Source organism: Klebsiella sp. KTE92, from assembly GCF_000398905.1.
Taxonomy (GTDB): Bacteria; Pseudomonadota; Gammaproteobacteria; order Enterobacterales; family Enterobacteriaceae; genus Klebsiella; species Klebsiella variicola.
The window spans coordinates 1,434,362-1,460,370 of the sequence record NZ_KB976100.1; the positions used below are offsets into that span (position 1 = coordinate 1,434,362).

General features: G+C 56.4%; 25 protein-coding genes and 1 tRNA gene. 25 read left to right on the forward strand and 1 reads right to left on the reverse strand.

The window, feature by feature from the left end; translation table 11 throughout:
• The 5 genes from pxpB to nei are packed head-to-tail and all read left to right on the forward strand — an operon-like array spanning position 1 to position 3,806.
• Complete coding sequence (gene pxpB, locus A1WC_RS18395; RefSeq protein WP_012542432.1) at positions 1-657, forward strand: 5-oxoprolinase subunit PxpB; 657 nt, start codon at positions 1-3, stop codon at positions 655-657.
• Complete coding sequence (pxpC, locus tag A1WC_RS18390) at positions 651-1,583, forward strand: 5-oxoprolinase subunit PxpC (RefSeq protein WP_008805679.1); 933 nt, start codon at positions 651-653, stop codon at positions 1,581-1,583. The genes pxpB and pxpC overlap by 7 nt, the downstream gene beginning before the upstream one ends.
• Positions 1,573-2,325, forward strand: coding sequence for a 5-oxoprolinase subunit PxpA (gene pxpA / locus A1WC_RS18385; protein ID WP_016160506.1), 753 nt, complete (start codon positions 1,573-1,575; stop codon positions 2,323-2,325). The genes pxpC and pxpA overlap by 11 nt, the downstream gene beginning before the upstream one ends.
• Before the next feature lie 29 nt (positions 2,326-2,354).
• The gene (pcp, locus tag A1WC_RS18380; RefSeq protein WP_016160507.1) at positions 2,355-2,999 is read left to right on the forward strand and encodes a pyroglutamyl-peptidase I; all 645 of its coding nucleotides are present in this window, start codon (positions 2,355-2,357) and stop codon (positions 2,997-2,999) included.
• Between the two features lie 15 nt (positions 3,000-3,014).
• Positions 3,015-3,806: an endonuclease VIII gene (nei, locus tag A1WC_RS18375; protein ID WP_016160508.1), complete on the forward strand. Its 792-nt coding sequence runs from the start codon at positions 3,015-3,017 to the stop codon at positions 3,804-3,806.
• Between the two features lie 66 nt (positions 3,807-3,872).
• On the opposite strand, the gene gltA is transcribed toward nei, so the two are convergent.
• The gene (gene gltA / locus A1WC_RS18370) at positions 3,873-5,156 is read right to left on the reverse strand and encodes a citrate synthase (RefSeq protein ID WP_008805683.1); all 1,284 of its coding nucleotides are present in this window, start codon (positions 5,154-5,156) and stop codon (positions 3,873-3,875) included.
• Between the two features lie 640 nt (positions 5,157-5,796).
• Between gltA and sdhC the strand changes: the two genes are divergently transcribed.
• From sdhC to A1WC_RS18275, 20 genes are all read left to right on the forward strand, one after another.
• A complete protein-coding gene (gene sdhC / locus A1WC_RS18365) occupies positions 5,797-6,201 on the forward strand; it encodes a succinate dehydrogenase cytochrome b556 subunit (protein WP_004142216.1) in 405 nt (134 codons plus the stop codon).
• Complete coding sequence (gene sdhD / locus A1WC_RS18360; RefSeq protein ID WP_002894949.1) at positions 6,195-6,542, forward strand: succinate dehydrogenase membrane anchor subunit; 348 nt, start codon at positions 6,195-6,197, stop codon at positions 6,540-6,542. Before sdhC ends, sdhD begins: the two co-directional genes overlap by 7 nt.
• Entirely contained in the window at positions 6,542-8,308 is a 1,767-nt protein-coding gene (gene sdhA / locus A1WC_RS18355; protein ID WP_008805685.1) for a succinate dehydrogenase flavoprotein subunit, read from the forward strand. Before sdhD ends, sdhA begins: the two co-directional genes overlap by 1 nt.
• A 15-nt stretch (positions 8,309-8,323) precedes the next feature.
• On the forward strand, positions 8,324-9,040 hold the full coding sequence (gene sdhB / locus A1WC_RS18350; RefSeq protein WP_008805686.1) for a succinate dehydrogenase iron-sulfur subunit SdhB: 717 nt from the start codon (positions 8,324-8,326) through the stop codon (positions 9,038-9,040).
• Positions 9,041-9,545: 505 nt separating this feature from the next.
• Complete coding sequence (gene sucA, locus A1WC_RS18345; RefSeq protein ID WP_008805687.1) at positions 9,546-12,353, forward strand: 2-oxoglutarate dehydrogenase E1 component; 2,808 nt, start codon at positions 9,546-9,548, stop codon at positions 12,351-12,353.
• Between the two features lie 14 nt (positions 12,354-12,367).
• A complete protein-coding gene (gene odhB / locus A1WC_RS18340; protein ID WP_012542428.1) occupies positions 12,368-13,594 on the forward strand; it encodes a 2-oxoglutarate dehydrogenase complex dihydrolipoyllysine-residue succinyltransferase in 1,227 nt (408 codons plus the stop codon).
• Between the two features lie 145 nt (positions 13,595-13,739).
• On the forward strand, positions 13,740-14,906 hold the full coding sequence (gene sucC / locus A1WC_RS18335; RefSeq protein WP_002895039.1) for an ADP-forming succinate--CoA ligase subunit beta: 1,167 nt from the start codon (positions 13,740-13,742) through the stop codon (positions 14,904-14,906).
• A complete protein-coding gene (gene sucD, locus A1WC_RS18330; protein WP_004885990.1) occupies positions 14,906-15,775 on the forward strand; it encodes a succinate--CoA ligase subunit alpha in 870 nt (289 codons plus the stop codon). Before sucC ends, sucD begins: the two co-directional genes overlap by 1 nt.
• 826 nt (positions 15,776-16,601) lie before the next feature.
• A complete protein-coding gene (gene cydA, locus A1WC_RS18325) occupies positions 16,602-18,170 on the forward strand; it encodes a cytochrome ubiquinol oxidase subunit I (protein WP_012542427.1) in 1,569 nt (522 codons plus the stop codon).
• 15 nt (positions 18,171-18,185) lie between these two features.
• Positions 18,186-19,325, forward strand: coding sequence for a cytochrome d ubiquinol oxidase subunit II (gene cydB, locus A1WC_RS18320; protein ID WP_016160509.1), 1,140 nt, complete (start codon positions 18,186-18,188; stop codon positions 19,323-19,325).
• Positions 19,326-19,340: 15 nt separating this feature from the next.
• The gene (gene cydX, locus A1WC_RS25875; protein WP_004100325.1) at positions 19,341-19,454 is read left to right on the forward strand and encodes a cytochrome bd-I oxidase subunit CydX; all 114 of its coding nucleotides are present in this window, start codon (positions 19,341-19,343) and stop codon (positions 19,452-19,454) included.
• 130 nt (positions 19,455-19,584) lie between these two features.
• Positions 19,585-19,869 (forward strand): cyd operon protein YbgE, encoded by a 285-nt coding sequence (ybgE, locus tag A1WC_RS18315; protein ID WP_008805691.1) that lies wholly within the window; start codon positions 19,585-19,587, stop codon positions 19,867-19,869.
• 149 nt (positions 19,870-20,018) lie between these two features.
• Positions 20,019-20,423, forward strand: a complete 405-nt coding sequence (gene ybgC / locus A1WC_RS18310) for a tol-pal system-associated acyl-CoA thioesterase (protein ID WP_002895056.1) — start codon at positions 20,019-20,021, stop codon at positions 20,421-20,423.
• A complete protein-coding gene (gene tolQ / locus A1WC_RS18305; protein ID WP_004152221.1) occupies positions 20,420-21,112 on the forward strand; it encodes a Tol-Pal system protein TolQ in 693 nt (230 codons plus the stop codon). The genes ybgC and tolQ overlap by 4 nt, the downstream gene beginning before the upstream one ends.
• Before the next feature lie 3 nt (positions 21,113-21,115).
• The gene (gene tolR, locus A1WC_RS18300; protein WP_002895061.1) at positions 21,116-21,544 is read left to right on the forward strand and encodes a colicin uptake protein TolR; all 429 of its coding nucleotides are present in this window, start codon (positions 21,116-21,118) and stop codon (positions 21,542-21,544) included.
• 99 nt (positions 21,545-21,643) lie between these two features.
• Entirely contained in the window at positions 21,644-22,981 is a 1,338-nt protein-coding gene (gene tolA / locus A1WC_RS18295) for a cell envelope integrity protein TolA (protein ID WP_012542426.1), read from the forward strand.
• A gap of 129 nt (positions 22,982-23,110) precedes the next feature.
• Positions 23,111-24,403 (forward strand): Tol-Pal system beta propeller repeat protein TolB, encoded by a 1,293-nt coding sequence (gene tolB, locus A1WC_RS18290; protein WP_008805693.1) that lies wholly within the window; start codon positions 23,111-23,113, stop codon positions 24,401-24,403.
• 34 nt (positions 24,404-24,437) lie between these two features.
• The gene (gene pal / locus A1WC_RS18285) at positions 24,438-24,962 is read left to right on the forward strand and encodes a peptidoglycan-associated lipoprotein Pal (protein WP_002895068.1); all 525 of its coding nucleotides are present in this window, start codon (positions 24,438-24,440) and stop codon (positions 24,960-24,962) included.
• A 9-nt stretch (positions 24,963-24,971) separates the two neighbouring features.
• Positions 24,972-25,772, forward strand: coding sequence for a cell division protein CpoB (gene cpoB / locus A1WC_RS18280; protein ID WP_008805694.1), 801 nt, complete (start codon positions 24,972-24,974; stop codon positions 25,770-25,772).
• A 161-nt stretch (positions 25,773-25,933) separates the two neighbouring features.
• Positions 25,934-26,009: transfer RNA gene (locus A1WC_RS18275), tRNA-Lys, on the forward strand.

Genomic DNA, 26,009 nt, shown 5'->3' on the forward strand with positions numbered 1-26,009 from the left:
GTGCAGCGAGCGCGTTGTTATCTGTTAGGAGAAACGGCCGTCGTGCTGGAGCTGGAGCCGCCGGTCACGCTCGAGAGCCAGCAACGGATCTGGGGATTGGCCCAGCGTCTGTCTCACCATGAAGAGGTGGTTGACGCCATTCCCGGCATGAACAATATCACCGTGGTGCTCCGCCGCCCGCAGGAGATGGCGTGGGAGGCGATAGACCGTCTGCAGCGCTGGTGGGAGGAGAGTCTTGCGCTGGAGCCGGAGTCGAGGTCATTAACCATCCCGGTCGTGTACGGCGGCGAGGCCGGGCCGGATCTCGGGGTGGTGGCGCAACACAGCGGCCTGAGTGAAAAACAGGTTGTGGAGCTGCATGCCTCGGTGGAATACCTGGTCTGGTTTATTGGTTTTCAGCCGGGATTCCCCTACCTGGGCGGGCTGCCGCCGGCGCTGGCGACCCCGCGTCGCGCCGAACCGCGTGTGCGGGTCCCGGCCGGATCGGTGGGCATTGGCGGCGCGCAAACCGGCATCTATCCGCTGGCGACGCCCGGCGGCTGGCAGCTGCTGGGGCGGACCGCGTTGACGCTGTTTGACCCGGCGCGTAAGGAGCCTGCGCTGTTGCGCGTGGGCGATAAAATTCGCTTTGTGCCGCAAAAGGAGGGGGTATGTTAACCCTGATCCGCGCCGGTCTGTACACCTCGGTACAGGACGGTGGACGAGAAGGCCTGCGCCAGTCTGGCATCAGCCGCTGCGGCGCTCTGGATTATCCCTCGCTGGTGATTGCCAATCTGCTGGTTGGCAACGAGGCGAACGCCGCCGGGCTGGAGATTACCCTCGGTCAGGTGGAGATCGAATTTGCCCGCAGCGGCTGGTTCGCGCTGACCGGCGCCGCCTGCGAAGCGACGCTGGACGGCAAAGCGGTCTGGGTGGGCTGGCGCACCGCCTACCGGGCCGGGCAACGGTTGGTGCTGAAAACGCCGCAGCATGGCATTCGTAGCTATCTGGCGGTGGCGGGCGGGGTCGCGGTCCCGGTGGTGCTTGGCTCGCGCAGCACGGATCTTAAGGCGGGGATTGGCGGTCTGGAAGGACGCCGCCTGCAGGATGGCGACCAGCTGAAGCTCGGGAAAGCCGCCCGCCGCTTTACCACCTCGCGCGGCGTCAAGCAGCTGCCGCTGGGCAACCGCATTCGCGCGCTGCCGGGCCCGGAGTATCACGAGTTTGATGCGGCCTCGCAGGCGTCGTTCTGGCGCTCCCCCTGGCAGCTCAGTCCGCAGAGCAATCGCATGGGCTACCGCCTGCAGGGGCAGCCGTTGAAACGGACCACCGATCGCGAGATGCTGTCGCACGGTCTGCTGCCGGGCGTAGTGCAGGTGCCGCATAACGGCCAGCCCATCGTCCTGATGAACGATGCGCAAACCACCGGCGGCTATCCGCGCATCGCCTGCATTATTGAGGCTGATATGTACCAGCTGGCGCAGATCCCGCTGGGGCAGCCGATCCACTTTGTCGCCTGCTCGCTGGAGGAGGCCTTAAAAGCACGGGCCGATCGCCAGCGTTATCTTGAACAACTGGCCTGGAGACTCCACGATGATGATTGATCTCAATGCCGATCTCGGGGAAGGGGGCGCGAACGATAGCGCGCTGCTCCAGCTGGTCTCGTCGGCGAATATCGCCTGCGGCTTTCATGCCGGCGACGCCGGACTGATGGTGCAGAGCGTACGCGAGGCGCTGAAGTACGGCGTGGCGGTTGGCGCCCATCCGGGATACCCCGACCGGGAAAATTTTGGCCGTACGGCGATGGATCTGCCGCCGGAAACGGTCTATGCCCAGACGCTGTATCAGATTGGCGCCCTGGCGGCGATCGTTCAGGCGCAGGGCGGCGAGCTACAGCATGTGAAGCCGCACGGCATGCTCTATAACCAGGCGGCCAAGTCGCCGCCGCTGGCGGACGCGATCGCCCGCGCGATCCGTGATGTTAACCCGAAGCTGGTGCTGGTGGGGCTGGCGGGCAGCGAACTGATCCGCGCCGGGCAGCACTATGGTCTGACGACGCGCCAGGAGGTGTTTGCCGACCGCGGCTACCTGGCCGACGGTAGCCTGGTGCCGCGCAGCCAGCCCGGCGCGCTGATCGACAGCGAAGAGCAGGCCCTGGCGCAAACCCTCGAGATGGTGCAGCACCACCGGGTGCGCAGTATCAGCGGCGAGTGGGCGAACGTGGTGGCGCAGACGGTGTGTCTGCACGGCGATGGCCCGCACGCGCTGGATTTTGCCCGCCGTCTGCGGGCGGCCTTTGCCGGGCGCCATATTCTGGTCAGCGCGCAACTGGACGCTGAAGCGTGACAACCTGAATGACCGCGAAGGAGAGGATGATGGCGGGAGTATTGCTCACCGGTTTTGAACCCTTTGATGGCGAAACGGTTAACCCTTCATGGGAAGTGGTGAAGCAGCTGGACGGGACGATGATTGCCGGTCAGCCGGTGATCGCCCGCCAGCTCCCCTGTGTGTTTGGCGAGGCGCTGTCGGTGCTTTACGCGGCGATAGAAGACCTGCAGCCGAGGCTGGTCATTGCCGTTGGGCAGGCTGGTGGTCGCGTCGATATCAGCGTTGAACGTGTGACTATCAACGTCGATGATGCGCGCATTCCCGATAACAAAGGCCAGCAGCCTGTCGACACGCCGATCGTCGACGGGGGGCCGGCGGCGTGGTTCAGTACCTTACCGATCAAAGCGATCGTCAGCGCGTTGCGCGATCGCGGGATCCCGGCTTCGGTCTCCCAAACCGCCGGCACCTTCGTCTGCAATCACGTGATGTATGGTTTGCTACATAAGCTGCAGGAGCAGGCTGGCGTCAGGGGCGGCTTTATCCATATTCCATGGCTACCGGCGCAGGCGGCGGCCCATCCCGGCGAGCCGAGTATGGCGACCGCCACCGTGCGGGAAGCGCTGGAAACGGCCATTGCCGTGGCGCTGCGCCAGTCGGTAGATAGTAAACTGGGCGGCGGCGCCACCCATTAACAGAAGGATGACAGTATGCCGGAAGGTCCGGAGATCCGCCGCGCGGCGGATAAACTGGAGGCGGCAATCAAAGGCGAACCCTTAACCGATGCCTGGTTCGCCTTTCCGCAGTTGCAACCCTATCAAAGCCAGTTGATTGGCCAGCGGGTGACCCATATCGCCACCCGCGGCAAGGCCCTGTTAACACACTTCTCCGGCGGGCTGACCCTGTACAGCCATAATCAGCTGTACGGCGTCTGGCGCGTGGTTGACGCCGGGGAACAGCCCGCCTCTAACCGGGTGCTGCGCGTCAGGCTGCAGACCGCCCGCAAGGCGATTTTGCTCTATAGCGCCTCGGACATCGAGATGCTCACGGCGGAGCAGGTTGCCCATCACCTGTTTTTACTGCGCGTGGGGCCAGATGTGCTGGATATGACGTTAACCGTGGAGGAGGTGAAAGCGCGGCTGCTGTCGGCCAAATTCCGCCATCGTCAGTTTTCCGGCCTGCTGCTGGATCAGGCTTTTCTGGCCGGGCTCGGTAACTATCTGCGGGTGGAGATCCTCTGGCAGGTGGGATTAAGCGGAAAGCGTAAAGCCGCTGAACTGAGCGATAGTCAGCTGGATGCGCTGGCGCACGCGCTGCTGGCTATTCCGCGGTTGTCGTATCACACCCGCGGCCAGGCCGATGACAACAAGCATCACGGCGCGCTGTTTCGCTTTAAGGTCTTCCATCGCGACGGGGAAAGGTGCGAGCGCTGTGGGGGTGTGATTGAGAAGACGACACTCTCCTCGCGGCCGTTTTACTGGTGTCCTGGATGCCAGCATTAAGCCCGGCAGTCAGGCAGATAAAAAAACGCGCCAGGCGGCGCGTTTTTTTTCATCCGGACGGCAAGATTAGCGCTTAATGTCGGACTGGTAATCGCGTTTGGTGTAGCCAGTGTACAGCTGACGCGGACGGGCGATCTTCATGCCATCGCTGTGCATTTCGTTCCAGTGCGCAATCCAGCCCACGGTACGCGCCATGGCGAAGATAACGGTAAACATGGAGGACGGAATACCCATCGCTTTCAGGATGATACCGGAGTAGAAGTCGACGTTCGGGTAGAGTTTCTTCTCGATGAAGTACGGGTCGTTCAGCGCGATATGCTCCAGCTCCATGGCTACCTGCAGCAGATCGTCTTTGGTGCCCAGCTCTTTCAGCACTTCATGGCAGGTTTCACGCATCACGGTGGCGCGCGGGTCGTAGTTTTTGTAAACACGATGGCCGAAGCCCATCAGGCGGAAAGAGTCATTCTTGTCTTTCGCACGACGAACAAATTCCGGAATGTGCTCAACGGAGCTGATCTCTTCCAGCATCTTCAGCGCCGCTTCGTTGGCGCCGCCGTGCGCCGGTCCCCACAGGGAGGCGATGCCAGCAGCGATACAGGCGAACGGGTTAGCGCCGGAGGAGCCGGCGGTACGTACCGTCGAGGTCGACGCGTTCTGCTCGTGATCGGCGTGCAGGATCAGAATACGATCCATCGCGCGTTCAAGCACCGGATTGACTTCATACTCTTCGCACGGTGTCGCGAACATCATGCGCAGGAAGTTGCCGGCGTAGGAGAGGTCGTTGCGCGGATAAACAAACGGCTGGCCGATAGAATACTTGTAACACATGGCTGCCATGGTTGGCATTTTGGACAGCAGACGGTAGGCAGCAATCTCGCGGTGACGTGGGTTATTCACGTCGAGGGAGTCATGATAGAACGCCGCCAGGGCGCCGGTGATCCCGCACATCACGGCCATCGGGTGGGAGTCGCGACGGAATGCATGGAACAGACGCGTGATCTGCTCATGAATCATGGTGTGGCGGGTGACGGTGGTTTTGAATTCGTCATATTCGGCCTGAGTCGGTTTTTCACCGTACAGCAGAATATAACATACTTCGAGATAGTTAGATTCGGTCGCTAACTGGTCGATCGGGAAGCCGCGGTGCAGCAGGATCCCCTCGTCACCATCGATAAACGTAATTTTAGATTCACAAGAAGCAGTGGATGTGAAACCTGGGTCAAAAGTAAATACGCCTTTTGAACCAAGACTACGAATATCAATAACATCCTGACCGAGCGTGCCTTTTAGCACATCCAGTTCAATAGCAGTGTCACCACCCAGGGTGATTTTTGCTTTAGCATCAGACATTTATGGTCTCCTTAGCGCCTTTATTGCTTAAGACTGCCGGGTGGTGGATTTGCTTTCGGCCCGCGCCTGCATACGTTACCAGTTTGTTATGTTGCACACAGCTCTGCGTCAGCGAAAAGGGCAGGGTACAGAGCAACGGCGCTTGATGGTACGTCCTTCAGGGCTGCGGTGAAACAACAGCAAATCAGCGTTTTAGCAGTCCGAATATTAAAACCTGTATACCACTAATAACTGTCCTGATTACATCGGTCAATACTGACACACTGTTACATAACTTATTCTCAGGTGAAAGAGTGACCCCATAACTTTTGAGCATTATTGCATTTAACTGGTAATGGTTGTAACAAGAATGTTTAATATTTGTCAAATCAGGTGATTAAAAATTAAAAAAATGTTGTTATCGTGACCTTGATCACTGTTCCGGAGAAAACCCAACAAACTATATGTAGGTTAATTGTAATGATTTTGTGAACGGCCTATACTGCGGCCAGGTCTCCGGAACACCCTGCAATCCCGAGCCACCCAGCGTTGTTTAGTGATGTTTTAATGCCTGAAAAGACGTTTTAACATGACTTCTGGTTATAGAAAGGACGCTGTCTGACCCGCAAGCAGACCGGAGGAAGGAAACAATAAGAACAGCATGTGGGCGTTATTCATGGTAAGAAATGTGAAAAAACAAAGACCTGTCAATCTGGATCTACAAACGATACGGTTCCCAATCACGGCGATAGCGTCCATTCTCCATCGCGTTTCCGGTGTCATCACCTTCGTGGCGGTCGGAATTCTGCTTTGGTTGCTGGGCACCAGCCTTTCCTCCCCTGAAGGTTTTCTGACGGCGGCCTCGATCATGGATAGCTTCTTTGTGAAGTTCATCATGTGGGGCATTCTCACCGCACTGGCCTATCATGTCGTTGTCGGTATCCGCCATCTGATGATGGACTTTGGCTACCTGGACGAAACCCTCGAAGCAGGGAAACGTTCCGCCAAAATCTCTTTTGTTATTACTGTCGTGCTTTCACTTCTCGCAGGAGTCCTCGTATGGTAAGCAACGCCTCAGCACTGGGACGCAACGGCGTACATGACTTTATTCTGGTCCGTGCTACCGCCATCGTTCTGACCCTCTACATCATCTACATGGTTGGCTTCTTCGCCACCACCGGTGAAATCTCATGGGAAGTGTGGACCGGATTCTTTGCCTCCGGCTTCACTAAAGTCTTCACTCTGCTGGCTCTCGTCTCCATTCTCATCCATGCCTGGATCGGGATGTGGCAGGTGTTAACGGACTACGTTAAACCACTGGCTCTGCGCCTGGTTCTGCAACTGGCTATCGTTGTGGCGCTGGTGGCTTACGTTCTTTATGGATTTGTTGTGGTGTGGGGTGTGTAATGAAATTGCCAGTCAGAGAGTTTGATGCTGTTGTTATCGGTGCCGGCGGCGCAGGTATGCGCGCGGCGCTGCAAATTTCCCAGAGCGGACAGACCTGTGCACTGCTCTCCAAAGTGTTCCCTACCCGTTCCCATACCGTATCCGCGCAGGGTGGTATCACCGTCGCGCTCGGTAACTCCCATGAAGATAACTGGGAATGGCATATGTACGACACCGTAAAAGGGTCGGACTATATTGGCGACCAGGACGCCATCGAATATATGTGTAAGACCGGCCCGGAAGCGATTCTTGAGCTGGAACATATGGGCCTGCCGTTCTCCCGTCTTGACGACGGCCGTATTTATCAGCGCCCGTTCGGCGGCCAGTCGAAAAACTTCGGCGGCGAGCAAGCGGCACGCACCGCGGCGGCGGCTGACCGTACCGGCCACGCGCTGTTGCACACCCTGTATCAACAGAACCTGAAAAACCACACCACTATCTTCTCCGAATGGTATGCCCTCGATCTGGTGAAAAACCAGGACGGCGCGGTGGTCGGTTGTACCGCCCTGTGCATCGAGACCGGCGAAGTGGTCTACTTTAAAGCCCGCGCCACCGTGCTGGCGACCGGCGGCGCAGGCCGTATTTATCAGTCCACCACCAACGCCCACATCAACACCGGTGACGGCGTCGGGATGGCCATCCGCGCCGGCGTTCCGGTGCAGGATATGGAAATGTGGCAGTTCCACCCGACCGGCATCGCCGGTGCAGGGGTGCTGGTCACCGAAGGTTGCCGCGGCGAAGGCGGTTACCTGCTGAACAAACACGGCGAGCGCTTTATGGAGCGTTATGCCCCGAACGCCAAAGACCTGGCGGGTCGTGACGTGGTGGCGCGTTCCATCATGATCGAAATTCGCGAAGGCCGCGGCTGCGATGGTCCGTGGGGCCCACATGCGAAACTGAAACTGGATCACCTGGGTAAAGAGGTTCTGGAATCTCGTCTGCCAGGTATCCTTGAGCTGTCCCGTACCTTTGCTCACGTCGATCCGGTGAAAGAGCCGATCCCGGTTATCCCAACCTGCCACTACATGATGGGCGGTATCCCGACCAAAGTCACCGGTCAGGCGCTGACCGTGAATGAGAAGGGCGAAGACGTGGTGATCCCGGGCCTGTTCGCGGTAGGCGAAATTGCCTGCGTATCGGTCCACGGCGCCAACCGTCTGGGCGGCAACTCGCTGCTCGACCTGGTGGTCTTCGGCCGCGCGGCGGGCCTGCATCTGCAGGAGTCCATCGCCGAGCAGGGCACGCTGCGCGACGCCAGTGAATCGGATGTCGAAGGCTCGCTGGACCGCCTCAATCGCTGGAACAATACCCGCTCCGGCGAAGACCCGGTGGAAATCCGCAAAGCACTGCAGGAATGTATGCAGCACAACTTCTCGGTTTTCCGCGAAGGCGATGCGATGCACAAAGGTCTGGAGCAACTGAAAGTGATCCGCGAGCGCCTGAAAAACGCGCGTCTCGACGATACTTCCAGCGAGTTCAACACCCAGCGCGTCGAGTGCCTGGAGTTGGACAACCTGATGGAGACGGCGTTTGCGACCGCCGTGTCCGCTAACTTCCGTACTGAAAGCCGTGGCGCCCATAGCCGCTTCGACTTCCCGGATCGTGATGATGAAAACTGGCTGTGCCATTCCCTGTATCTGCCAGAGTCGGAATCCATGACGCGTCGTAGCGTCAACATGGAACCGAAACTGCGTCCGGCATTCCCGCCAAAGATTCGTACTTACTAATGCGGAGACAGGAAAATGAAACTCGAGTTTTCAATTTATCGCTATAACCCGGATGTTGACGACGCTCCGCATATGCAGGATTACACCCTCGAAGCGGAAGAAGGTCGTGACATGATGCTGCTGGATGCGCTGATCCAGCTGAAAGAAAAAGATCCGTCGCTGTCGTTCCGCCGCTCCTGCCGTGAAGGGGTTTGCGGTTCCGATGGTCTGAACATGAACGGGAAAAACGGTCTGGCGTGCATCACGCCAATCTCCGCGCTGAATCAGCCGGGCAAAAAGATTGTTATCCGTCCGCTGCCAGGATTACCGGTTATCCGTGATTTGGTGGTGGACATGGGGCAATTCTATGCACAATATGAGAAGATTAAGCCTTACTTGTTGAATAATGGGCAAAATCCTCCGGCTCGCGAGCATCTGCAGATGCCTGAGCAGCGTGAGAAACTCGATGGTCTGTACGAGTGTATTCTGTGCGCATGTTGTTCAACCTCGTGCCCGTCGTTCTGGTGGAACCCGGACAAGTTCATCGGCCCGGCTGGCCTGCTGGCCGCGTATCGCTTCCTGATCGACAGTCGCGATACCGAAACCAGTGAGCGCCTGGAAGGCCTGAGCGATGCTTTCAGCGTATTCCGCTGTCACAGCATTATGAACTGCGTCAGTGTGTGTCCTAAAGGGCTTAACCCGACGCGCGCCATCGGCCATATTAAGTCGATGCTGCTGCAGCGCAGCGCGTAAGCAACACGGTCTGTCCCGGATGGCGCTTGCGCTTATCCGGGCTACCAAAGCAGTAGCCCCGGTAGCGTTTGTGCCACCGGGAAATGAATACCCTAAATAATTCGAGTTACAGGAAGGCGGCGACGCAGCGAATCCCCAGGAGCTTACTCAAGTAAGTGACTGGGGTGAGTGAGGAAAGCCAACGCACATGTAACTTGAAGTATGAAGGGGATAGCAGGAAATCTTTAAAAACCGCCACAAGATGTACCAGTAATCGAGGCGTTCAGTGCGAGGTAAGGCGGCAACTGAGCGCATCCCCGGGAGCATAGTGAACTATGTGACCGGGGTAAGCGAAGGCAGCCAACGCAACCGCAGCCTGAACGCTGAAGATTAATGGCAGTTTTTAAAGGTTCCTTAGCGGATAGAAACCACAACTCGTCCGCAACAAGTGAACCCCGGCACGTGCACTCGGTGTGCGTGGTAGTTTCTACGGCGAAATAAGCATAAAAGTGCTTAAGGGATCACGATGCAGAACGGCGCAATGAAAGCCTGGCTGGACTCTTCTTTCCTCTCTGGTTCGAACCAGAGCTGGATAGAACAGCTCTATGAAGACTTCTTAACCGATCCTGACTCTGTTGACGCCAACTGGCGTTCGATGTTCCAGCAGTTACCTGGCACCGGAGTTAAACCGGATCAATTCCATTCCAAAACACGTGATTATTTCCGTCGACTGGCGAAGGATGCCTCACGTTACACTTCTTCGATTTCCGACCCTGACACCAATGTGAAGCAGGTTAAAGTCCTGCAGCTCATCAACGCATACCGTTTCCGTGGCCACCAGCATGCGAATCTCGATCCGCTGGGACTGTGGAAGCAAGAGAGAGTGGCGGATCTTGATCCGGCCTACCACGATCTGACCGAGGCCGATTTCCAGGATAGCTATAACGTAGGTTCATTTGCCATCGGTAAAGACACGATGAAGCTGGGCGACCTGATTGCCGCCCTCAAGCAAACCTACTGCGGCTCCATCGGCGCGGAATACATGCATATCACCTCTACTGAGGAAAAACGCTGGATCCAGCAGCGTATTGAATCGGTAGCCGGTAAAGCGAGCTTCACCGCGGCAGAGAAAAAGCGCTTCCTCAGTGAACTGACCGCTGCAGAAGGGCTGGAACGCTACCTCGGCGCCAAATTCCCGGGGGCGAAACGCTTCTCGCTGGAAGGGGGTGATGCCCTGATCCCGATGCTCAAAGAGATGATCCGCCATGCAGGCAAAAGCGGCACCCGCGAAGTGGTGCTGGGCATGGCGCACCGTGGCCGTCTGAACGTGCTGGTCAACGTGCTGGGTAAAAAACCGCAGGACCTGTTCGACGAGTTCGCGGGCAAACATAAAGAACACCTCGGCACCGGCGACGTGAAGTACCACATGGGCTTCTCTTCCGATATGGAAACCGAAGGCGGTCTGGTCCACCTGGCGCTGGCGTTTAACCCGTCGCACCTGGAGATCGTCAGCCCGGTGGTTATCGGTTCCGTACGCGCCCGTCTGGATCGTCTGGACGAGCCAAGCAGCAACAAAGTTCTGCCTATTACCATCCACGGCGACGCCGCCGTTACCGGCCAGGGCGTGGTTCAGGAAACCCTGAACATGTCGAAAGCCCGAGGTTACGAAGTCGGCGGTACCGTGCGTATCGTTATCAACAACCAGGTTGGCTTTACCACCTCCAACCCGCTGGATGCGCGTTCTACGCCATACTGTACCGATATCGGTAAGATGGTTCAGGCGCCGATTTTCCACGTTAACGCGGATGACCCGGAAGCCGTTGCTTTCGTTACCCGTCTGGCGCTGGATTTCCGTAATACCTTCAAACGCGATGTCTTTATCGACCTGGTGTGCTACCGCCGTCACGGCCATAACGAAGCCGACGAGCCGAGCGCAACCCAGCCGCTGATGTACCAGAAAATCAAAAAGCATCCGACCCCGCGCAAAATCTATGCTGACAAGCTGGAGCAGGAGAAAGTTGCGACGCTGGAAGACGCGACTGAGCAGGTTAACCTTTACCGCGATGCGCTGGATGCCGGCGAATGCGTGGTAGAGGAGTGGCGTCCGATGAATATGCACTCCTTTACCTGGTCTCCCTACCTCAACCACGAGTGGGACGAGAGCTATCCGGATAAAGTGGATCCGAAACGTCTGCAAGAGCTGGCTAAACGCATCAGTACGGTGCCGGAAGGTATCGAAATGCAGTCCCGTGTAGCGAAAATCTACGGCGATCGCCAACTGATGGCCGCCGGCGAGAAGCTGTTCGATTGGGGCGGCGCTGAAAACCTGGCTTATGCCACCCTGGTTGACGAAGGCATTCCGGTGCGCCTGTCCGGTGAAGACTCCGGTCGCGGCACCTTCTTCCACCGTCACGCGGTTATCCATAACCAGAGCAACGGTTCTACCTATACCCCGCTGCAGCATGTGCACAACGGCCAGGGCCAGTTCCGCGTCTGGGACTCGGTGCTGTCTGAAGAAGCCGTGCTGGCGTTCGAATACGGTTACGCCACCGCAGAGCCGCGTACGCTGACCATCTGGGAAGCGCAGTTCGGCGACTTCGCCAACGGCGCGCAGGTGGTGATTGATCAGTTCATCTCCTCTGGCGAACAGAAATGGGGCCGGATGTGCGGTCTGGTGATGTTGCTGCCGCACGGCTACGAAGGGCAGGGCCCGGAGCACTCCTCCGCGCGTCTGGAACGCTATCTGCAGCTGTGCGCTGAGCAGAACATGCAGGTTTGCGTACCGTCCACCCCGGCACAGGTTTACCATATGCTGCGTCGTCAGGCGCTGCGCGGTATGCGCCGTCCGCTGGTGGTGATGTCGCCGAAGTCTCTGCTGCGCCACCCGCTGGCGGTCTCCAGCATGGACGAACTGGCGAACGGCACCTTTATGCCGGCCATCGGCGAAATCGACGAACTCGATCCGCAAGCCGTGAAGCGCGTCGTACTGTGCTCTGGTAAGGTTTACTACGACCTGCTGGAACAGCGCCGCAAAAACGAGCAAAAAGATGTCGCCATCGTGCGTATCGAACAGCTCTACCCGTTCCCGCATCAGGCGGTGCAGGAAGCGCTGAAAGCTTACTCGCACGTACATGATTTTGTCTGGTGCCAGGAAGAGCCGCTCAACCAGGGCGCATGGTACTGCAGCCAGCACCACCTTCGTGAAGTAGTTCCATTTGGGGCCTCTCTGCGTTATGCAGGCCGCCCGGCCTCCGCCTCTCCGGCGGTAGGGTACATGTCCGTTCACCAGAAACAGCAACAAGATCTGGTCAATGACGCGCTGAACGTCGATTAATTAAAGGATACACAATGAGTAGCGTAGATATTCTGGTTCCCGACCTGCCTGAGTCCGTAGCTGACGCAACCGTCGCCACCTGGCATAAAAAACCGGGCGACGCGGTCGTCCGTGACGAAGTTCTGGTCGAAATCGAAACTGACAAAGTGGTACTGGAAGTACCGGCATCAGCGGACGGCATTCTGGATGCAGTGCTGGAAGACGAGGGCGCTACCGTCCTGTCTCGCCAGATCCTTGGCCGCCTGCGTGAAGGCAACAGCGCAGGTAAAGAAACCAGCGAAAAAGCGGATGCGAAAGCGTCCACCCCGGCGCAGCGCCAGCAGGCTTCTTTGGAAGAGCAGAACAACGATGCGCTCAGCCCGGCGATCCGTCGTCTGCTGGCGGAGCACAACCTCGACGCCGCTGCCATCAAAGGTACCGGCGTGGGTGGCCGTCTGACTCGTGAAGACGTCGAGAAACATCTGGCGAAAGCCCCGGCGGCGGCTGAAGCCAAAGCGCCAGCGGCTACTGCGGCAGCGACACCAGCGCCGCAGCTGGGTCACCGTTCAGAAAAACGCGTCCCGATGACCCGTCTGCGTAAACGCGTGGCCGAGCGTCTGCTGGAAGCGAAAAATTCCACCGCCATGCTGACGACCTTTAACGAAGTCAACATGAAGCCGATTATGGATCTGCGTAAGCAGTACGGCGATGCCTTCGAAAAACGTCACGGTATCCGTCTGGGCTTCATGTCCTTCTATGTGAAAGCGGTGGTTGAAGCGCTGAAACGCTACCCGGAAGTGAACGCTTCCATCGATGGCGACGACGTGGTTTACCACAACTACTTTGACGTCAGCATGGCAGTGTCCACTCCGCGCGGCCTGGTAACCCCGGTTCTGCGTGACGTTGACCTGCTGGGCATGGCGGACATCGAAAAGAATATCAAAGAGCTGGCGGTGAAAGGCCGTGACGGCAAGCTGACTGTAGATGACCTGACCGGCGGTAACTTCACCATTACCAACGGCGGCGTCTTCGGTTCCCTGATGTCCACGCCGATCATCAACCCACCGCAGAGCGCCATCCTGGGTATGCATGCCATTAAAGACCGTCCGATGGCGGTGAATGGCAAGGTAGAGATCCTGCCGATGATGTACCTGGCGCTCTCCTATGACCACCGTCTGATCGATGGGCGTGAATCGGTTGGCTTCCTGGTGGCGATTAAAGAGCTGCTGGAAGATCCGACTCGTCTGCTGCTGGACGTGTAGTCAGTAAGAGTATGACTTACCGTAGGCCGGATAAGGCATTTTTGCCGCCATCCGGCGTTGATGAGATGCCTGATGGCGACGCTAGCGCGTCTTATCAGGCCTACAGGTTTAAAGATAATTACACCCTGAAGGATGGACTGAACACATGAACTTACATGAATATCAGGCAAAACAACTTTTTGCCCGCTATGGCTTACCGGCGCCGGTGGGTTATGCCTGTACTACTCCGCGTGAAGCAGAAGAAGCCGCTTCAAAAATCGGCGCGGGTCCGTGGGTAGTGAAATGTCAGGTTCACGCTGGTGGCCGCGGTAAAGCGGGCGGTGTGAAAGTAGTTAAGAGCAAAGAAGAGATCCGCGCTTTTGCTGAGCATTGGCTGGGCAAACGCCTGGTGACCTACCAAACCGATGCTAACGGCCAGCCGGTCAACCAGATTCTGGTGGAAGCGGCGACCGATATCGATAAAGAGCTGTATCTGGGCGCGGTCGTTGATCGTAGCTCCCGTCGCGTGGTGTTCATGGCGTCGACTGAAGGCGGCGTGGAAATCGAAAAAGTCGCGGAAGAAACCCCACACCTGATCCACAAGATCGCCATCGATCCGCTGGCGGGCCCGATGCCTTATCAGGGGCGTGAACTGGCGTTCAAACTGGGTCTGGAAGGTAAGCAGGTTCAGCAGTTCACCAAGATTTTCATGGGTCTGGCGACCATTTTCCTTGAGCGCGACCTGGCGCTGATCGAAATCAACCCGTTGGTGATCACTAAGCAGGGCGACCTGATCTGCCTCGACGGCAAACTGGGCGCTGACGGCAACGCGCTGTTCCGTCAGCCGGATCTGCGCGAAATGCGCGACCAGTCTCAGGAAGATCCGCGCGAAGCGCAGGCGGCGCAGTGGGAACTGAACTACGTTGCGCTCGACGGCAACATCGGTTGCATGGTTAACGGCGCAGGCCTGGCGATGGGCACCATGGACATCGTTAAGCTGCACGGCGGCGAACCGGCTAACTTCCTCGACGTTGGCGGCGGCGCCACCAAAGAGCGCGTGACCGAAGCGTTCAAAATCATCCTCTCTGACGACAACGTTAAAGCGGTTCTGGTTAACATCTTCGGCGGTATCGTACGTTGCGACCTGATCGCTGACGGCATCATCGGTGCGGTAGCGGAAGTTGGGGTTAACGTTCCGGTCGTGGTTCGTCTGGAAGGTAACAACGCCGAACTGGGCGCGAAAAAACTGGCTGACAGCGGCCTGAATATTATTGCAGCGAAAAGTCTGACGGACGCAGCACAGCAGGTTGTTGCCGCAGTGGAGGGGAAATAATGTCAGTTTTAATTAATAAAGATACCAAGGTTATCTGCCAGGGCTTCACCGGTAGCCAGGGGACCTTCCACTCTGAACAAGCGATCGCTTACGGTACGCAAATGGTTGGCGGCGTGACGCCAGGCAAAGGCGGCACCACCCATCTGGGTCTGCCGGTGTTCAACACCGTGCGCGAAGCCGTTGAAGCGACCGGCGCGACCGCGACCGTTATCTACGTTCCGGCACCGTTCTGCAAAGACTCCATTCTGGAAGCAATCGACGCGGGCATTAAGCTGATTATCACCATCACCGAAGGTATCCCGACGCTGGATATGCTGACTGTGAAAGTGAAGCTGGACGAAGCGGGCGTGCGCATGATTGGCCCGAACTGCCCAGGCGTTATCACCCCGGGCGAATGCAAAATCGGCATCATGCCGGGTCACATTCACAAGCCGGGTAAAGTGGGCATCGTTTCCCGTTCCGGTACCCTGACCTATGAAGCGGTTAAGCAGACCACCGACTACGGCTTCGGCCAGTCTACCTGTGTCGGTATCGGCGGCGACCCGATCCCGGGCTCCAACTTCATCGATATCCTGAAGCTGTTCCAGGAAGATCCGCAGACCGAAGCGATCGTGATGATCGGTGAGATCGGCGGCAGCGCGGAAGAAGAAGCGGCAGCCTACATCAAAGAGCACGTGACCAAGCCGGTTGTCGGCTACATCGCGGGCGTGACCGCGCCGAAAGGCAAGCGTATGGGCCACGCGGGCGCCATCATCGCTGGCGGTAAAGGTACTGCTGATGAGAAATTCGCAGCCCTGGAAGCCGCTGGTGTGAAAACCGTTCGCAGCCTGGCCGATATCGGCGAAGCGCTGAAAGCTATCATCAAGTAAACCCTCTCTGCTTCTCCGAAGCAGAAATCTGTCCGATTTCGACATGGTTGGCCACCGTCAGGTGGCCTTTTTTATGGGCGTTATCCATCTCGCCAGAACATCCGCTGAACCGGCGGAATGCCTGCTCCGCGAAAAACCTTACCTATCATATTGATTTTATGAATTATTTCATGAATATAATCCCGGCAGCGTGGTTGCTGAAGGAAATATTTCCGCAATTCGCGACAGGCAAGGGTTTTAGATAGTGAAAAAACAGAAGAGAAGGGCATAAGAAAACAGGAAAAATACTGTGAGCAGTCTAGCATTATTAGGATCGGCGCATTTTTTTCATTTTTCCCCGCGGCGTTAAATAATATTACCTATGATTCTCATATCTCTCTTTTCAGTAACCAAGCAAGCCATACTTTAAACACAACATTAACATTAAGTTCACCAATATTCTTTATTGAGCTACATAATTAACACGTAGAGTAAAAATTGATTTATATCAATGCTTAATGCTTGGAAAAATTCTTCAAAAAACGTTAAATTGTCGCAAGTCAAATTGGCCTAAACAGGCTATCTTCGCTATATATTGATCACCGTCGAAAAATGTAAAACTGGAACAATAAAAACATATTTATTGTAAGGTTATTGCGGCGTAATATATTGGGGAATCAATTGGGTTTTCGTTAACGTATTTGTAACCTTGACGTGGCGTGGCTTCACTTTCAGGTGAAACTCGCTGCGGAAGGGCCAACAAATAACTTTTGTATTGGGGCATGCGTATGAGCCAGAGCTTCTCGGTTCATTTTCGGAGTCTTCATGCGATGAGCAAGGAGTCATGATGTTAGATATAGTCGAACTGTCGCGCTTACAGTTTGCCTTGACCGCGATGTACCACTTCCTTTTTGTGCCGCTAACGCTCGGTATGGCGTTCCTGCTGGCCATCATGGAAACGGTTTACGTCCTTTCCGGCAAACAGATTTATAAAGATATGACCAAATTCTGGGGCAAGTTGTTTGGTATCAACTTCGCGCTGGGTGTGGCGACCGGTCTGACCATGGAGTTCCAGTTCGGGACTAACTGGTCGTATTACTCACACTATGTGGGCGATATCTTCGGTGCGCCGCTGGCCATTGAAGGTCTGATGGCCTTCTTCCTCGAATCCACCTTTGTAGGTCTGTTCTTCTTCGGTTGGGATCGTCTGGGTAAAGTTCAGCACATGGCGGTCACCTGGCTGGTTGCGCTGGGCTCCAACCTCTCCGCGCTGTGGATCCTCGTCGCCAACGGCTGGATGCAGAACCCTATCGCATCGGACTTCAACTTCGAAACCATGCGTATGGAGATGGTCAGCTTCTCTGAACTGGTGCTCAACCCGGTCGCCCAGGTGAAGTTCGTTCACACCGTGGCGTCTGGCTATGTCACCGGCGCGATGTTCATCCTGGCTATCAGCTCCTGGTATATGCTGAAAGGCCGCGACTTTGCCTTTGCTAAGCGCTCCTTTGCCATCGCAGCCAGCTTCGGTATGGCGGCGATCCTCTCCGTTATTGTGCTGGGTGACGAATCCGGTTACGAAATGGGTGACGTGCAGAAAACCAAACTGGCGGCTATCGAAGCTGAGTGGGAAACCCAGCCGGCGCCGGCTGCCTTTACTCTGTTTGGTATTCCCGATCAGAATGCGCAGACCAACCACTTCGCGATCCAGATCCCTTACGCGCTGGGCATCATCGCCACCCGCTCGGTGGATAAGCCGGTTATCGGCCTGAAAGATCTGATGGTTCAGCACGAAGAGCGTATCCGTAATGGGATGAAAGCGTACGCGCTACTGGAGCAGCTGCGCGCCGGTTCGACCGACCAGGCCGTGCGTGACCAGTTCAATAGCGTGAAGAAAGACCTCGGCTATGGCCTGTTGCTGAAGCGCTATACCCCGAACGTCGCTGACGCCACGGAAGAGCAGATCGCCAAAGCGACCAAAGACTCTATTCCAAGCGTCGCCCCGCTGTACTTCGCCTTCCGTATCATGGTGGCGTGCGGCATCCTGATGCTGTTGATTATCGGCGCCTCCTTCTGGAGCGTGATTCGTAACCGCATTGGCGAGAAAAAATGGCTGCTGCGCGCCGCGTTCTTTGGCCTGCCGCTGCCGTGGATTGCCGTGGAGTCAGGCTGGTTTGTTGCCGAGTATGGCCGTCAGCCGTGGGCGATTGGTGAGGTCCTGCCGACCGCGGTGGCCAACTCGTCGCTGACCGCAGGCGATCTGATCTTCTCAATGTTGCTGATCTGCGGTCTGTACACGCTGTTCCTGGTGGCTGAACTGTTCCTGATGTTCAAGTTTGCCCGCAAAGGACCTAGCAGCCTGAAAACCGGCCGCTATCACTTTGAACAGTCCTCTGCGGCTATTCAGTCGGCACGCTAAGACAGGAGTCGTCAAATGATCGATTATGAAGTATTGCGTTTTATCTGGTGGCTGCTGATTGGCATTCTGCTGATTGGCTTCGCTGTCGCCGACGGGTTCGACATGGGGGTGGGCATGCTCACCCGTTTCCTCGGCCGTAACGACACCGAGCGTCGGATTATGATCAACGCCATCGCTCCGCACTGGGACGGTAACCAGGTGTGGCTGATCACCGCCGGCGGCGCGCTGTTCGCGGCCTGGCCGATGGTTTACGCCGCAGCGTTCTCTGGCTTCTATGTGGCGATGATTCTGGTGCTGGCTTCGCTATTCTTCCGTCCGGTCGGTTTTGACTACCGTTCCAAGATCGAGGACTCCCGCTGGCGCAACATGTGGGACTGGGGCATCTTCATCGGTAGCTTCGTGCCGCCGCTGGTGATTGGTGTGGCCTTCGGCAACCTGTTGCAGGGCGTGCCGTTCCACGTCGATGAATACCTGCGTCTGTTCTATACCGGAAACTTCTTCCAGCTGCTGAACCCGTTTGGTCTGCTGGCCGGTATCGTCAGCGTGGCGATGATCCTGACTCAGGGCGCCACCTACCTGCAGATGCGTACCGTAGGCGAACTGCACCTGCGTACCCGCACCGTTTCCACGGTGGCGGCGCTGGTGACGCTGGTCTGCTTCGCGCTGGCCGGTGTGTGGGTCTACTACGGCATCGACGGCTATGTGGTGAAATCAGTAATGGATCATAGCGGCCCGTCTAACCCGCTGACTAAAGAAGTCGTGCGTGAGGCCGGTGCATGGATGGTGAACTTTAATAACATGCCAGCGCTGTGGGCCGTTCCTGCCCTGGGCGTGGTGCTGCCGCTGCTGACCGTCGTCTCGACTAAAGCGGATAAAGGCGCGTGGGCATTCCTGTTCTCCTCGCTGACCCTGGCCTGCATCATTCTGACCGCCGGTATTGCGATGTTCCCGTTCATCATGCCGTCCAGCACCATGCTGAACGCCAGCCTGACGATGTGGGACGCGACCTCCAGTCAGCGGACGCTGAACCTGATGACCTACGTGGCGATTGTCTTCGTGCCGATCATTCTGGCCTACACCAGCTGGTGTTACTGGAAGATGTTCGGCCGCATTACGCGCGAAGACATCGAAAAGAACACCCACTCGCTGTACTAAGGTAAGGAGCTATATATGTGGTACTTCGCATGGATTTTGGGAACGCTTCTTGCCTGTGCCTTTGGGGTGATTACCGCGCTGGCGCTTGAGCACGTGGAAGCCACCAAAGCAGGTAAAGAAGAACACTGATGAGTATTATCGTGATGCGATATACGAAATCATTCGGATTGCATCGAGGCGGCAAGTCTGTGAATCCCCAGGAGCTTACACCAGTAAGTGACTGGGGTAAGCAGACGTAGCCAACAAAGAGGCGACGTGAATGATAAAGTATATGTATGCGATAATGGACAAGCGCCCGTTAAGGGCGCTTTCCTTATTGATGGCGCTGCTGCTGGCCGGCTGCATCTTCTGGGATCCGTCGCGCTTTGCGGCGAAGACCAGCGAGCTGGAAATCTGGCATGGTTTCTTGCTGATGTGGGCGGTTTGCAGCGGCGTTATTCACGGCGTGGGCTTCCGTCCGCGTGCCGTTCACTGGCAGGGGATTTTTTGTCCGCTTATCGCTGATATCGTGCTCGCTTTGGGTCTCTTCTTTTTCTTCTTTTGAATAAGAGATCTCTGTTAATGGTATGGGCTTGCATAAGCCCATAAAAATTTACGCCCCGTTTACTTTCCCCCATTCCAAACCACCTTTCCCGCGCGTATAGTAGCGAAGTTTGAAAGCTCTAACCTTTTTTTGCATTACCGGGATGTAAAGTGAATACAACGCTGTTTCGATGGCCGGTTCGGGTCTACTATGAAGATACCGACGCCGGTGGTGTGGTTTACCACGCCAGTTACGTCGCTTTTTATGAAAGAGCACGCACAGAGATGCTGCGCCACCATCACTTTAGTCAACAGGTGCTGTTGGCTGAACGCGTTGCCTTCGTGGTTCGCAAAATGACGCTGGAGTATTTTGCCCCCGCCAGACTCGACGACATGCTCGAAGTCCAGACGGAAATTACCTCGATGCGCGGCACCTCTTTGGTTTTCACGCAGCGAATCGTCAACGCCGAGAATACAGTGTTAAACGAAGCTGAGGTTCTCATTGTGTGCGTTGATCCACTCTTAATGAAGCCACGTGCGCTTCCCAAGTCTATTGTCGCGGAGTTTAAGCAGTGACTGACATGAATATCCTTGATTTGTTCCTGAAGGCGAGCCTTCTGGTTAAACTTATCATGTTGATTTTGATTGGTTTTTCTATCGCTTCCTGGGCTATCATTATTCAGAGAACGCGTATCCTTAACTCGGCCGCGCGTGAAGCTGAAGCGTTCGAGGACAAATTCTGGTCCGGGATCGAGCTGTCCCGTTTGTACCAGGAGAGCCAGGGGCGTCGCGATAACCTGACCGGTTCGGAACAAATCTTCTACAGCGGTTTCAAAGAATTTGCGCGCCTGCATCGGGCCAACAGCCATGCGCCGGAAGCGATTGTCGAAGGGGCATCGCGCGCGATGCGTATTTCGATGAACCGCGAGCTGGAAACGCTGGAAACCCATATCCCGTTCCTCGGCACCGTAGGCTCCATCAGCCCGTATATCGGTCTGTTCGGTACTGTCTGGGGGATTATGCATGCCTTTATCGCCCTTGGCGCGGTGAAGCAGGCCACCCTGCAGATGGTGGCGCCAGGTATCGCCGAAGCGCTGATCGCCACCGCGATCGGTCTGTTCGCCGCGATCCCGGCGGTCATGGCGTACAACCGCCTGAACCAGCGCGTGAACAAGCTTGAACTGAACTACGACAACTTTATGGAAGAGTTCACCGCTATTCTGCACCGTCAGGCCTTTACCACCAGCGAAAGCAATAAGGGGTAAGCCATGGCCAGAGCACGTGGACGCGGACGTCGCGAACTGAAGTCCGAGATCAACATCGTTCCGCTGCTGGATGTCCTGCTGGTACTGCTGCTGATCTTTATGGCAACGGCGCCCATCATTACGCAGAGCGTGGAAGTCGATCTGCCGGACGCCACGGAATCGCAAGCGGTGAAAAGCAATGACGATCCGCCGGTGATTGTGGAAGTCTCCGGGGTAGGGCAGTACAGCGTGAAAGTGGGGCAGGAGACGCTGTCCCAGCTGCCGCCGGAGCAGGTGATTGCCGAAGCGAAGCGTCGTCTTGAAGCCAATGAGAAAACGGTATTCCTGATCGGCGGTGCGAAAGACGTCCCTTACGATGAAATTATTAAAGCGCTGAACCTGTTGCATAGTGCAGGGGTTAAATCGGTCGGCTTGATGACCAAACCTATTTAATCGCTTCAGGTATGTGCGTCCGCGTGGCGTCCGATGGTGGGTATCGCTCGCCGTCGGCGTGCATCGCGGGTACAGGCGAACAGTTTTTGGGAACCGATAGTGTCAAAGGCAACCGAACAAAACGACAAGCTTAAACGAGCGATCATCATTTCAGTCGCGCTGCACATCATTCTGATCGCGCTGCTGATCTGGAGTTCGTTTGACGAGCATCTGGATGCCTCTGCCGGCGGCGGCGGGGGATCGTCCATTGATGCCGTCATGGTCGATCCGGGGGCGGTGGTAAATAACTATAACCGTCAGCAACAGCAGCAGGCCAGCGCACGTCGCGCCGCTGAGCAGCGTGAAAAACAGGCACAGCAGCAGGCGGAAGAGTTACGTGAGAAACAGGCAGCGGAACAGGAACGGCTGAAACAGCTCGAACAGGAACGGCTGCAGGCGCAGGAAGCGGCGAAAGAAGCGAAGGAACAGCAGAAGCAGGCTGAGGAAGCGGCTGCCAAGGCTGCCGCGGCGGCGAAAGCCAAAGCGGATGCGCAGGCTAAAGAAGCGCAGGAAGCGGCTGCCAAAGCGGCTGCCGACGCAAAAGCGAAGGCGGATGCCCAGGCAAAAGCGGCTGAGCTGGCAGCGGCTAAAGCCGCCGCCGACGCGAAGAAACAGGCCGATGCCGCCGCCGCGAAAGCGGCAGCCGATGCGAAGAAACAGGCGGAAGCCGAAGCGGCGAAAGCCGCAGCAGAAGCGCAGAAGAAAGCGGAAGCGGCAGCGGCGAAGAAAGCGCAGCAGGAAGCAGAGAAGAAGGCCCAGCAGGAGGCGGCTAAGCAAGCTGCGGCTGAAAAAGCGGCAGCAGAAAAAGCTGCCGAAAAAGCCGCTGAGAAAGCTGCCGCCCAAAAAGCGGCCGCAGAGAAGGCCGCCGCCGAGAAAGCCGCCGCAGCTGAAAAAGCGGCGGCAGCCAAAGCGGCTGCGGCTGAGAAGGCAGCGGCCGATAAAGCGGCCAAAGCGGCAGCAGCAAAAGCGGCGGCAGCGAAGAAAGCGGCTGCCGCGAAAGAAGCGGACGGCGTTGACAACCTGCTTGGCGATCTGAGTTCGGGTAAGAATGCGCCTAAAACAGGCGGAGGAGCCAAAGGAAACAATGCCTCTGCTGCCGGGAGTGGTAATACTAAAAACAGTGCCTCGGGGGCTGATATCAATAACTATGCCGGGCAGATAAAGTCGGCGATTGAAAGTAAGTTTTATGACGCATCGTCCTATGCAGGCAAAACATGTACCTTGCGTATCAAACTTGCTCCTGACGGCCTGTTGTTAAATATACAGTCCGAAGGTGGTGATCCTGCTCTGTGCCAGGCCGCTCTTGCCGCAGCCCGGCAGGCTAAGTTCCCGAAACCACCTAGCCAGGCAGTATATGAAGTCTTCAAAAATGCGCCACTGGACTTCAAACCTCAGTGATATTTTTCCCCGTGCAAACGGGGAAAAACAATCTATGGTAGTCACAGGGTTTTGGTAGTTTTGTATATTTGAGTTTGTTAACATTCTGCTAAATTATCGTGGGCTTTCCGCCCGGATAAGGGAGATATGATGAAGCAGGCATTACGAGTAGCATTTGGTTTTTTAATGCTGTGGGCGGCGGTGCTGCACGCAGAAGTACGTATCGAGATCACCCAGGGGGTGGACTCGGCACGCCCTATCGGCGTGGTACCGTTCCAGTGGGCCGGCCAGGGCGCTGCGCCTGAAGATGTTGGCGGTATCGTGGCAGCTGACCTGCGCAACAGTGGTAAATTCAACCCGCTGGATCGCTCGCGTCTGCCGCAGCAGCCGACCAGTGCCCAGGAAGTGCAGCCTGCTGCCTGGTCTGCGCTGGGTATCGACGCCGTGGTCGTCGGTCAGGTCACGTCAAACCCGGATGGTTCTTATCAGGTAGCATATCAGCTGGTGGATACCGGCGGTGCGCCGGGTACAACGCTGGCGCAAGGCTCTTTTAAAGTCACTAAACAGTACCTGCGCTACGCAGCGCACGCTGCCAGCGACGCGGTATTTGAGAAGCTGACCGGCATCAAGGGCGCCTTCCGTACCCGTATCGCCTACGTGGTGCAGAAAAACGGCGGCCAGTTCCCTTATGAACTGCGCGTGTCCGACTACGATGGTTACAACCAGTTCCTTGTTCACCGTTCCTCCCAGCCGCTGATGTCCCCGGCCTGGTCTCCGGACGGTTCTAAACTGGCTTACGTGACCTTTGAAAGTGGTCGTTCTGCGCTGGTGGTTCAGACCCTGGCGAACGGCGCTGTGCGTCAGATCGCCTCCTTCCCGCAGCACAACGGCGCGCCGGCGTTCTCTCCGGATGGCTCTAAGTTGGCCTTCGCGCTGTCGAAAACCGGTAGCCTGAACCTGTACGTGATGGATCTGGGCTCCGGTCAGATTCGTCAGGTGACTAACGGTCGCAGCAACAACACCGAACCAAGCTGGTTCCCGGACAGCCAGAACCTGGCCTTCACCTCTGACCAGGCCGGTCGTCCGCAGGTGTATAAAGTCAACATCAATGGCGGCACGCCGCAGCGTATCACCTGGGAAGGTTCACAGAACCAGGACGCCGACGTGAGCGCGGATGGTAAAACCATGGTAATGGTCAGCTCGGCCGGCGGTCAGCAGCACATTGCCAAACAAGATCTGGAAGCGGGTGGTGTACAGGTTCTGTCATCAACGTTTTTAGACGAAACGCCAAGTCTGGCACCTAACGGCACTATGGTAATCTACAGCTCTTCTCAGGGGATGGGATCCGTGCTGAATCTGGTTTCTACAGATGGGCGTTTCAAAGCGCGTCTTCCGGCAACTGATGGACAGGTAAAATCGCCTGCCTGGTCGCCGTATCTGTGATAATAAATAATTGATTATTAAAGGAATCAAAGAAATGCAACTGAACAAAGTGCTGAAAGGGCTGATGATCGCTCTGCCGGTTATGGCAATCGCGGCATGTTCTTCTAACAAGAACGCCAGCAACGACCAGAGCGGTGAAGGCATGCTGGGTGCCGGCACTGGTATGGACGCTAACGGTAACGGCGGCAACATGTCTTCTGAAGAGCAAGCTCGTCTGCAGATGCAGCAGCTGCAACAGAACAACATCGTTTACTTCGATCTGGACAAGTACGATATCCGTTCTGACTTCGCTGCCATGCTGGACGCGCATGCGAACTTCCTGCGCAGCAACCCGTCCTACAAAGTGACTGTAGAAGGTCACGCGGATGAGCGCGGTACGCCGGAATACAACATCGCTCTGGGTGAGCGTCGTGCTAACGCCGTTAAGATGTATCTGCAGGGCAAAGGTGTTTCTGCCGATCAGATCTCCATCGTTTCTTACGGTAAAGAAAAACCAGCAGTACTGGGTCATGACGAAGCGGCATATGCCAAAAACCGTCGCGCCGTACTGGTTTACTAAGAGAATTGCATGAGCAGTAACTTCAGACATCATTTATTGAGTCTGTCGTTACTGGTTGGCATAGCGGCCCCCTGGGCCGCTTTTGCTCAGGCGCCAATCAGTAGTGTCGGCTCAGGCTCGGTCGAAGACCGCGTCACTCAACTCGAGCGTATTTCCAATGCTCACAGCCAGCTTTTAACCCAACTCCAGCAACAACTTTCTGATAACCAGACTGACATTGATTCTCTCCGTGGCCAGATCCAGGAGAACCAATATCAGCTGAATCAGATCGTTGAGCGCCAGAAGCAGATTCTGCTGCAGATAGATAGTCTGAGCAGCGGTGGCGGCGCAGCGGCAGCATCAGGTACGCAGGCTCCATCGTCTTCCGGCGATCAGAGCGCGGCTGCCACCAGCGCAGCGCCAGCGGCCTCGTCAGGCGCCCCGGCGATGACCGGCGATGCGAACACCGATTACAATGCGGCCATTGCCCTGGTGAAGGATGCTTCACGCCAGGATGACGCAATGGTGGCGTTTCAGAACTTCGTTAAAAAGTACCCGGATTCAACTTATCAGCCGAACGCCAACTATTGGCTCGGACAGTTGAACTACAATAAGGGGAAAAAAGACGATGCGGCGTTTTACTTCGCCTCGGTGGTGAAGAACTACCCGAAATCGCCAAAAGCGCCTGACGCCATGTTTAAGGTCGGCGTGATCATGCAGGACAAAGGTGATACTGCGAAAGCGAAAGCGGTTTACCAGCAGGTGATCAGTAAATTCCCCGGCACCGACGGTGCGAAACAAGCGCAAAAACGTCTTAATGCTCTTGGTTGATTACGGCATGACCAGAAATCGCGTTATTTCTGGTCTTGTCGCCTGAATCACCAGCAGTTAAGTGATCTTTATCGAAATTTTAGTTGCGCTGAATTCTGAAATCAGTAATATATGCCGCCGTTGCCAAGGGATATCAAACAAGCCCAAAGCGATGCCAGAGTGGGTCGTTAGCTCAGTTGGTAGAGCAGTTGACTTTTAATCAATTGGTCGCAGGTTCGAATCCTGCACGACCCACCA